General features: G+C 53.8%; 5 protein-coding genes and 4 pseudogenes. 5 read left to right on the plus strand and 4 right to left on the minus strand.

The features are described 5' to 3' along the window. Positions 1-915 (plus strand): annotated as a pseudogene (locus AKU79_RS00005) (IS3 family transposase); the annotation flags it as partial. A 97-nt stretch (positions 916-1012) separates the two neighbouring features. Here the strand turns inward: AKU79_RS00005 and AKU79_RS19965 are convergent. From AKU79_RS19965 to AKU79_RS00015, 4 genes and pseudogenes are all read right to left on the minus strand, one after another. Further along, positions 1013-1503: pseudogene (locus tag AKU79_RS19965) on the minus strand (transposase); the annotation flags it as partial. Positions 1504-1939: 436 nt separating this feature from the next. Further along, positions 1940-3805 carry an OmpA family protein gene (locus AKU79_RS00010; protein WP_050521553.1) on the minus strand — a complete coding sequence of 622 codons (1866 nt, stop codon included), beginning with the start codon at positions 3803-3805 and terminating at the stop codon, positions 1940-1942. 294 nt (positions 3806-4099) lie between these two features. Beyond that, positions 4100-4212 (minus strand): annotated as a pseudogene (locus AKU79_RS19095) (IS5/IS1182 family transposase); the annotation flags it as partial. A gap of 291 nt (positions 4213-4503) precedes the next feature. Beyond that, positions 4504-5205, minus strand: a complete 702-nt coding sequence (locus AKU79_RS00015; protein WP_197087154.1) for a GntR family transcriptional regulator — start codon at positions 5203-5205, stop codon at positions 4504-4506. Between the two features lie 284 nt (positions 5206-5489). Between AKU79_RS00015 and AKU79_RS00020 the strand changes: the two genes are divergently transcribed. From AKU79_RS00020 to AKU79_RS18760, 4 genes and pseudogenes are all read left to right on the plus strand, one after another. Further along, the gene (locus AKU79_RS00020) at positions 5490-6461 is read left to right on the plus strand and encodes a sialic acid TRAP transporter substrate-binding protein SiaP (RefSeq protein ID WP_050521555.1); all 972 of its coding nucleotides are present in this window, start codon (positions 5490-5492) and stop codon (positions 6459-6461) included. Positions 6462-6484: 23 nt separating this feature from the next. Further along, positions 6485-7063 (plus strand): TRAP transporter small permease, encoded by a 579-nt coding sequence (locus tag AKU79_RS00025; protein ID WP_050521556.1) that lies wholly within the window; start codon positions 6485-6487, stop codon positions 7061-7063. 13 nt (positions 7064-7076) lie between these two features. Continuing rightward, positions 7077-8354, plus strand: coding sequence for a TRAP transporter large permease (locus tag AKU79_RS00030; protein ID WP_050521557.1), 1278 nt, complete (start codon positions 7077-7079; stop codon positions 8352-8354). A gap of 92 nt (positions 8355-8446) precedes the next feature. Beyond that, positions 8447-8638 (plus strand): annotated as a pseudogene (locus AKU79_RS18760) (transposase); the annotation flags it as partial. Positions 8639-9338: the final 700 nt, after the last annotated feature.

Below are 9338 nucleotides of genomic sequence, written 5' to 3' on the forward strand. Positions count from 1 at the left end.
TTCGCGAGGAGAGGGAAGTGTTAAAAAAGGCCACCATCTTCTTTGCAGGCCAAAACCGATGAGGTTCGCCTTCATTGATGCCTGGAAAGAAGAATGGCCGGTGGAATTTCTCTGCCGCATTATGCAGGTTACATCGCGTGGTTATCGTGCGTGGCGGGTTCGCCCGATGAGCCAGCGGCAGCGCGGCGATGTGGTTATCTGGCGCATATCCGAGAGCAACATCGTCTGAGCCTGCATAGCTATGGTCGACCACGCATGACCGAAGAGTTGCAGGAGATGGGGCTGAGGGTTGGGCACCGCCGGATTGGCCGCCTAATGCGCATGAACGGCATCAAGACCGTCAGGACCCAGAAATACAAGGTGACCACGGACAGCAACCATGCGTTCAACATCGCGCCCAACCTGTTGGATCAGGACTTCACTGCGGATGGCCCAAACCAGAAATGGGCTGGTGATATAAGCTACATCTGGACCAGTGAAGGCTGGCTATATCTGGCTGTCATCCTCGACCTCTACTCCCGTCGTGTCATTGGGTGGGCTGTCAGCAACCGGATGAACCGCGACTTGGCGATCCGAGCACTGGATATGGCGGTGGCCCTACGGCAACCACCGAAGGGCTGCATTCATCATACGGATCGTGGGTCGCAATACTGTTCACATGACTATCAGAAGCGTCTTTCGAAGCATGGGTTCAAAGTATCGATGAGCGGAAAAGGAAATTGCTACGATAATTCCATGGTGGAAACGTTCTTCAAATCCATCAAGGCAGAGCTGATCTGGCGGAACCACTGGGAAACCAGACGCCAAGCCGAGGGGGCGATATTCCAATATATCAATGGGTTCTATAATCCACGACGGCGGCATTCGTCGTTAGGTGGCAAAAGCCCCTTGGCCTTCGAACGAAAGGCTGCCTAAATGAGTTGAGAGGCCGGAACGTAAGCGTGACAAGACCACCCCCCTTACGGGCCGTTCGTCGGGCAAATGATCCCCGGATCATTTGCTGACCCTCGTCACTCCACTGGCTGGTAGGATCAGCATGGGCCGTGAACTTGGGTTTTACGGGCGTTGCAGCGCCGAAAGCCTCTTCGTAGAGAGTGTCGAGATATTCACGCACCGCCCTCGGGGCATCGGATGGATCGATTGCAACCGCATCCCATTTATCCTGACGACTGGAGCTCTGCTTCTGGACATCGGCGCTGCCTCTCGGTGCATTGCTTTGCAATGCCCTGTCGGCCGACGGATCAGGCTGGCATCGACCGCGAAGCCTTGGCCGCCGACCCAGCCATGGGAGATGCACTGGGCCACCACGCGCTCGAAGATATGACGAAAGATATCACTGCCGCGAAACTTGCCATGTCTGAGCTTTGAAAAGCTGGAATGATCCGGCACCCTGTCCTCTAGCCCCAAACGGCAAAACCAGCGATAGGCAAGGTTGAGATGCACCTCTTGGCACAGGCGACGTTCAGACCGCAGCCCCTTGACATAGCCGACAACCAGCATCTGCCCTCACGACACATCCCCTCTGATCGCTTAATCCCTTCGTGCCAAGTCACCGAGGGTCGCTGAGGCAAGAGGCAGAAGGGCTGCCGATCAAGTTGATGAGTACTGGTGCCATCTGAGGTCTCGTAAACTGGGCTGTCCTTGTCGGGGCTATTTGCATATGTCAGCAGCCCTTATTTCAGGCTGAACCGGACTGCCGTATTTGCTGAACGGCGTGATCTCGGCGCGACATAAGGGCAGCTTTGTTTGCCTTACGATGGCCGGTTCGCATTTGTCTGACGTCGCCACGCCGCGCTATGGCTGATGCCCGAGGGCCATCCTCTCAGCCGCCGCTCTCGCTGCCATCGTCTTGTTCTCGCTGTGAAACGAGCACATCTCCTATTTCCAAAGTGGCGCAAAAGTTGGCCCGGACGGCGCCAATTGCCGCCCGGACCGATTTTCAAAGCAGCGGTGTGATGATGCGCACCGCGGCCCGGCGGTTGCGTTTTTCATCGGCTTGCGTGTCGATCAACAGCTCGCCCTCTCCATAGCCCTGCACCACCATATTTTCCGGCGGAATACCAAAATACTCCGTCAGGGCCAGTGCCACTGTCTCTGCCCGCCGATCCGATAGCGCAAGGTTCATTGCAGCTTTGCCAACCGCATCCGTATGTCCTTCAATCAGAAAAACCTCATTCGGGTTCGCATCCAGAATATTCTGCATCGTTGTGCCCAGATCTGACAGCGCATTGATTTCAGATGTCGAAAGCGCCGACGATCCAGACGCAAAGGTGATATTATCTACGTCGATCATTGCTGCCAAATGGCGCACCTGCGGAATATCCCGTACCTGACGCAGGCTAAAGGTGCGCCCAATCGATTCGATCTGTCGTTTGGACAGTGCCGCCCTCAGCGCGGCGTCACCGTCTTGTGTCGAAATCACGATGGGCCGGTTTCTGGGCTTGGGCAAATTTGACACAACAATCGGGCGCTCCGGCTCCAGATCGTTAATCAAAAAGCGTTCATTGCCCTGAGCGTCATAATGTACGCGTTGCAGAACACGCCCGGTAGCATTGCGGATGGTGACAATCTGAGAGCCGTCAGGGCGGTCAATGAACGTGCGTGTCGAACCGTCTTTGAAGGTTTCGGTACGCAACGTGTTACCGGGACGGCGCATCAACGCATCATCATCCTTGTAAATCTGATAACTTCCGTCCGGTTGCAGAACCACAACGCGGTCACCGGTATTGGAGACGACCTGCTGCTGTTCGGTCGAGGATGCCTGTTTGTTGCTATTGAGGATAGTTCCAACCGCCAGCGCCCCGAGTACCACAAGCCCAGCCTTTTCCAGATCAGAAAGCTTGTTTTTCTTACCAGGCGCCACGACCTGTGGCGCCGCTGCAAACTCTTCGGTTGCGCGACGGGTCGACTCTTCTGTCAACGTCTCAGATGTGGCCGTTACCGCATCTGATGAAGGCGCAGCATCAACCGGCTTTGCGCCGCTTTCTACCGAAGCCAAGGGCTGCGCAGTTTCAGGCGCATCCTCTGTCGTTGTGACAGTGGCTTCCGGAGCGAGAAGGTTAGAAAGGGACTTGATCTCTTCTTCCGAGACTTCGGGGGCTGTGACCGGGACAGCCGTAGGGTCGATAACCTCTTCGGCGGTTTTTAGACCTGCGGATGGGTCAATGATTGTTCCGTCGTCCTTTACTTCCAGATCAGCTGCTGTCGGGTTCTCAGTCTCGGTGGCGAGTTTCTCTGTATCTTGGGCGGGTGCTTCCGCAGCGGGATCCGCCGCAGTTGCTGCGTTTTCCTTGGCTTTCGCATCCGCCTCAGCGGCAGCAGCTTCCGCCTCAGCCTTGGCTTTTGCATCCGCTTCGGCGGCGGCAGCATCTGCCTCGGCTTTGGCTTTTGCATCCGCCTCAGCGGCAGCAGCATCTGCCTCGGCCTTGGCTTTTGCATCCGCCTCAGCTGCAACAGCGTCTGCCTCGGCTTTGGCTTTTGCATCTGCCTCGGCGGCGGCAGCATCTGCCTCGGCTTTGGCTTTCGCATCTGCTTCGGCGGCGGCAGCGTCTGCCTCGTCTTTGGCTTTTGCATCCGCCTCAGCGGCAGCAGCCTTTGCAATCTCCTCTTCGATTTTTTCGGCCTGTAAAATCAGGTCAGCGTTAGTCGGATCACAAGCGAGATCGGCAGTTGGCTCGCACAGGACCGTCCCATCGGCCGCAATCACTGTTCCAACGTCTGTAAGGGTCTGGGCCACAAGCGGCCACGGTTGAATATTCATGACTGCAACCGACAAGGCCGCTGTGGAATTTAGAAAACGCTTCATAGAATATCCTTTCGAGTGAACCACTATTGGGTTGCCGGACAGATTCGGATCCGGTCTGGCATTTGCGTCAAGATCCATCACAACGCTTTGATATGCGATATCAAAGGAGCGAAAACCTCCGGATGCCTTCAGTATGTACGAGATCGCGGTATCTTAACGCCCCCAAATATGAGGTGGTTCCACGCGCGTCTAAGAAAATACCGGACCTGTCGCGCGTCAGTGCCGCCCGCAAACTACCCGAACAGAATCTCGATGTGCCACCTGGCAACGCATGTTTACATGCGCGAGAAAGTGTTTACGGCGCCGCTTGTCGTATTTCACCGGTTTGCAGCGGGGCTTCCGGTCTGGGACGCTCGGCTTTATCCCTTTGTCTTTCAACGCGTCTTGGACCAATCGGCATCATAACCACAGGTCTTTGCCCGGCAGCGGTTTGCCTGAAAACCTCGAGAGGGCAAATCATTCGACCTCGCCCACCTTTTTCACCCCAAAGCTAGAAGCCGTGCCATTTGATTCTGGTTCAGCCAGCAAAGATTGCGCATCTTGGCCCCAAGTTGGAAAGCTTGAATCTTTCAGGCATGACAGCCGAAAGCAAATGAACGGGTCGGGAACCTAAATCAATTCAAACGTGGCAAAAGCAATTTTTCCAGGCCTGCCAAGGTTGTCGATGAGGCCCGCGCCCAACCGCACCGCGCCAAAAATCAGATGTTGGGTATCTTTGACAAGTCGATATCTTGGATGAAGTACTGCGGGTGGGCCGCAACACCATTCGCAAAGTAGTTCTGCAACCCGCTAAGATGTCTGTGCATTTCCTGGCTTGCTTTCTCTTCATCACCCGCGGCGATAGCCGCGAAAATACGGGCGTGCTCATCCGCGACTTGTGCCATCCGTCCGGCATGCGGCAGGGTCAACCGACGAAAGCGATCGATCTGGGTCTTGATGGTTTCGATGAATTTCCAGATTTTCGGAAGCTGACCAATTTCCGCAATCGACTTGTGAAAGATACTATCCTGCTCATGGAAGCCTGAAATATCGTCCCTTGCGACCATCTCGAACTGCTCTTCAATATTGGCCTTCAACAGGTCGATTTGCGCAGAGGTGGCCAGTCTGGCTGCGGATTGTACGATCATCATTTCCAGGGTTCTTCGCGCGATCGACGCTTCGGGCAATGCCGAAAGCGGAATGCGCCCGACAAATGTACCGGATTTTGGAACCACTTCGACCAATGCCTCATCTGCAAGACGAAGGATGGCAGCGCGAACCGGGGTACGGCTTACGCCTTTGCTGCGGGCAATGTCATTTTCGGAAATGGGCGTTCCCGGCAGCAGATCCACGGACATGATCGAGGCCCGCAAACCCCGATAGAGGCTGTCAGATAGGGATTGCGATGCCCCTAAAGCCACGGTCTCAACCCCTTGGGGAGAGGAATTAGGCGCTCGATTCCTGCTCCGGGTTACGGGGGCATCCATCACAGCCGTTGGCGCGGTGGAAAGGGGTTTGAACTGATCTGACACTGAAAAGACCTCATCGTTGCGCAAGGCATAGTATTAATTTTCAAGAATAGCATCAAAACATTTGACAGATCTACTTGTATGCAAGTTAATGTGATGCATTGCCGATCGTGCGGGAGAGCACGCGATAGGCGAGTGACTGCCCAACGCTAGGTTGGGCTTGGGAGGAGAGAAATATGATTAAGAATATTGCAGCTGCTGTTGTGGCTGGTGGTTTTGCGTTGGCTGCGGCCACGTCCGCCAACGCGCAAGAAGTTTTGAAATGGGCGCATGTCTATGAGGCTGGGTCAACCTATCATGTCGAGGCCTTGAAGGCCGCAGAAGAGATCAAGGCCAAGACAGACGGTCGGGTTCAGATCGAAGTATTTCCAGCGTCTTCGCTCGGCAAGGAAGTTGAAATCAACGAAGGTTTGGGCATCGGTGCGGTTGATATCATCTATACCGGACCAAGCTTTGTAGAGCGCTATTATGGGCCGATCGCAATTTCGGACTATCCGTTCATCATGCGCGATTATGACCATTGGCTTAACTATCGCAGCTCCGATCTATTCAAAGAGCTGTCAACGGGGTATCATGATGCGACCGGAAATCAGGTTTTGTCACTGCTTTATTATGGCAATCGGGATGTTACGTCGAACAAACCAATCCTGAAGCCGGAAGACATGGTTGGCCTGAAAATCCGCGTTCCGGATTCGCCGCTGATGATGATGTTTCCCAAAGCTGTAGGCGCCAACCCGACTCCAATGGCCTTTTCTGAAGTCTACCTTGCCTTGCAGCAAGGGGTTGTTGACGCCCAAGAAAACCCGCTGCCAACGATCAAGTTCAAGAAGTTCTATGAGGTTCAGTCCAACATCAGCCTGACCGACCACATCATGAACTCGCTGCTGATTATCGCATCTGACGATGCGTTGAACCGTATTGGCGAGGCCGACGCCGCAGTCGTTCGTGAGGTAATGGAAAACACCGCATTGGCGATCTCTACGGAAATTCGGGCACAGGAAAAAGACCTTATCGCCTGGTTCCGTGAGCAAGGCGTGACCGTCAACGAAGTCGATCGTGGTCCGTTCCGCGAGGCAGTTCTGCCGTATCTGACCGGCCCGGACGTGCCTTATACGCCCGAGCAGTTCAAGCGTCTTAGCGAACTTTGATCCGACTGGACTAAGGGACAATCATGAATATCACCGATGAAACGGAACGGGGTGCGCTTGACGCGCGCTCCGAATTTACGATCGAAGACCGCGATCCTGATGTGTCGGATTTCAGTTTGACTGATATTCCTGGTCTGCTTGCCCTTTGGGTCCTTTCTGTCATCGTTTTCTTGCAGTTCTTCACGCGCTATGTGTTGAACGACAGTTTTGCATGGACCGAAGAACTTGCACGTTATGTTCTTGTCCTAATGTCTTTCCTTGGGGCCGTTTCGGTAAGCCGCAAGGGTGGACATATCTTTCTTGAATTCTTCTACCGCTACCTGTCGCCGATGAATGCAAAGCGCCTAGCGGTGTTGATGGAAGCGCTGTCTTTAGGGTTCTTCACCTTTATGTCGTGGCAAGCGGTTCAGCTTGGCCTGAAAACAAAGACCAAAATGGCCTCGATGGAATTTCCTAAGAACTTGGTGTTTTACACTGTCGCGGCGAGCCTCGCCGTGATGGCCTTGTTTTCGGCGATTTGGCTAATTCGCAAGATCCGCCAAAGTCCGGAAGACATTCTTCGCGGAATTGAAGAACACGCCCTAAACGACATCCCCGATTGATCGAAAGCACATCATGGCCATTGTAATACTCTTTGTCGTCCTTTTCGTGCTTCTTGTTGCCGGAGCGCCCGTAGCCGTTGCCCTTGGGCTGGCATCGCTGGTTTTTGCGCTGCTCGACGGGGTTCCTAGCGTGGTTGTCCTGCACCGAATGGTCGGCGGAATCGACAGCTTTCCACTGATCGCGGTGCCCTTCTTTATCATGGCCGGGCACTTGATGAACACCGCAGGCATAACCACCAAGATTTTCACCTTTGCCCGTGCCACGGTTGGCTGGATGCATGGCGGGCTTGGGCATGTGAATGTCGGTGCAAGCGTCATTTTTGCCGGCATGTCCGGGGCCGCAGTGGCTGACGCTGGCGGCTTGGGCAATATTGAGATCAAAGCAATGCGCGAGGCCGGTTATGACGTCGACTTCTCGGTCGGTATTACCGCCGCATCGTCGACCATTGGCCCGATTATCCCCCCATCTCTGCCCCTTGTCGTCTACGGTGTGATTGCAGATACCTCGATCGGCCGCCTGTTTGCAGCGGGGTTGATCCCGGGTCTGCTGATGGCCTTTGCACTGATGGTGATGGTTGCGATCTACTCGCGGCTTCGCAACTATCCACGGGACGACCGCTTTCGTCTGAATGTATTTTTCCGCACCTTCGTAGACGCTATTTTGCCATTGATGACGCCAATCATCATTGTCGGCGGCATTCTGTTCGGTATCTTTACCCCTACCGAATCCGCGATTGCCGCAGTGGCTTACTCGCTCTTTCTGGGCCTTTTTGTCTACCGGACGCTGAACTGGAAACGCATACTTCGGGTGTCCATGGACACGGTTGAAACAACAGCTTCAATCATGATGATTGTAGCTACCTCAACTATTTTCGCTTGGATCCTGACAGCCAATCAGGTTGCAGAAACTTTCGCTGTGCATCTTCTCGATTTTACGCAGGATAAAACGATGATCCTGCTGATCATGATGGCCATCGTGTTGGTTATCGGCTGTTTTATGGAAACCATCGCAGCGATCACCATTCTGACCCCGGTGCTTTTGCCCGTGGCAATTTCCGTCGGGGTCGATCCGGTTCATTTCGGGATTATCCTCATCCTGAATTTGATGATCGGATTGCTGACTCCACCCGTCGGCATGGTGTTATATGTTTTGGCCAAAGTATCGGGCGTACCATTTGAAAGATGCGTGACAGCGACACTGCCGTTTTTGGTTCCGCTGCTGATTGTGCTGCTCATGCTGACATTCATTCCTGAGCTTTCGATGTGGTTGCCGTCAAAAGTCTATGACTGAAATTGAGCCTGGCACGGGCACTTCCGTGCCAGGCAGCAGACAAGCCTAATAGCCCTTGGCTGTCACGCCTGCATGATTAACACTCTCGAACCATGGGACAGGTTGCGCAATCTGTACTGACTGAGCGGCGATCCAAGCGGCTTCGGTGCTTTCTTCCACAAAGCCATGGCTGTCCGCGCCAAGATGACAGGCGCGTTTTAGGTGAAATAGTATTCATCAATCGCCAAGGCTTGCAGTGGTCCGATGCGCCGAAAGAACTCGGCCCGGCAAACAGCCGCACTAACCACCTTGTTTTGGCTTTGATGCTGAATAAGCCTGTGGCCTAATAATGGCGGGTCTGGCATTTCACACTGACGGTCCTTGCTGCCAAAGATGAGAATCGATCTTCGGCATTGCGCCAAAGGTGCCCCCTCAGTGTCAGCTTCACTGTCTGAGGCAGCCATCGTGAAGCACTGATTCCGAAAACCATCGCCTGTTTTGAGTCGTCAGTCGGACCGCCGGGGGTGATTTGGGGGGGGGGATTCGCGGCTTTCTGGTTTTCGGCTTGATCAGTATTGGGTCTTCTTGCGGGAAAATTCTCAATAAACGTTGGTTGAAACAGAAAGATGACGCTGGAAGTGATTTTTCCTCTTGCGGGTTTTGATTGATGTACCTAAAAGCTGGCTTACCGAAACGAAGACGGTTGGAAACGATCGGGACGTAGCGGCGATGGGCTGGAAGGGTTCAGGAAATACTTGGAGATACGGCGGTTGGTTGCGCTAAGATTTAGCGCGGTCAGTTGTTTTTGTCTTCTGCTCTTTGAAATTGATAGTATCTGAAGAGATATGTGGGCGGTTTGGACGTTTCGATGTTTAACCGACGCATATCGGCCTAGTAGGGTTTTCCCGATGACCTAGGTGACAAGCTTCACTGTTTTGCGGCTTTTGTTGTTTTTCAACTGAAGCACGAAACAGAGAATTAAGTCTATCTTTAGTTAGATAGCAG

This window comes from Pseudorhodobacter wandonensis (assembly GCF_001202035.1).
GTDB lineage: Bacteria > Pseudomonadota > Alphaproteobacteria > Rhodobacterales > Rhodobacteraceae > Pseudorhodobacter > Pseudorhodobacter wandonensis.

Coding starts and splice junctions, on each gene's coding strand:
- AKU79_RS00025 (WP_050521556.1), top strand. CDS start 6,485: ATGAATATCACCGATGAAACGGAACGGGGTGCGCTTGACGCGCGCTCC.
- AKU79_RS00020 (WP_050521555.1), top strand. CDS start 5,490: ATGATTAAGAATATTGCAGCTGCTGTTGTGGCTGGTGGTTTTGCGTTG.
- AKU79_RS00030 (WP_050521557.1), top strand. CDS start 7,077: ATGGCCATTGTAATACTCTTTGTCGTCCTTTTCGTGCTTCTTGTTGCC.
- AKU79_RS00010 (WP_050521553.1), bottom strand. CDS start 3,805: ATGAAGCGTTTTCTAAATTCCACAGCGGCCTTGTCGGTTGCAGTCATG.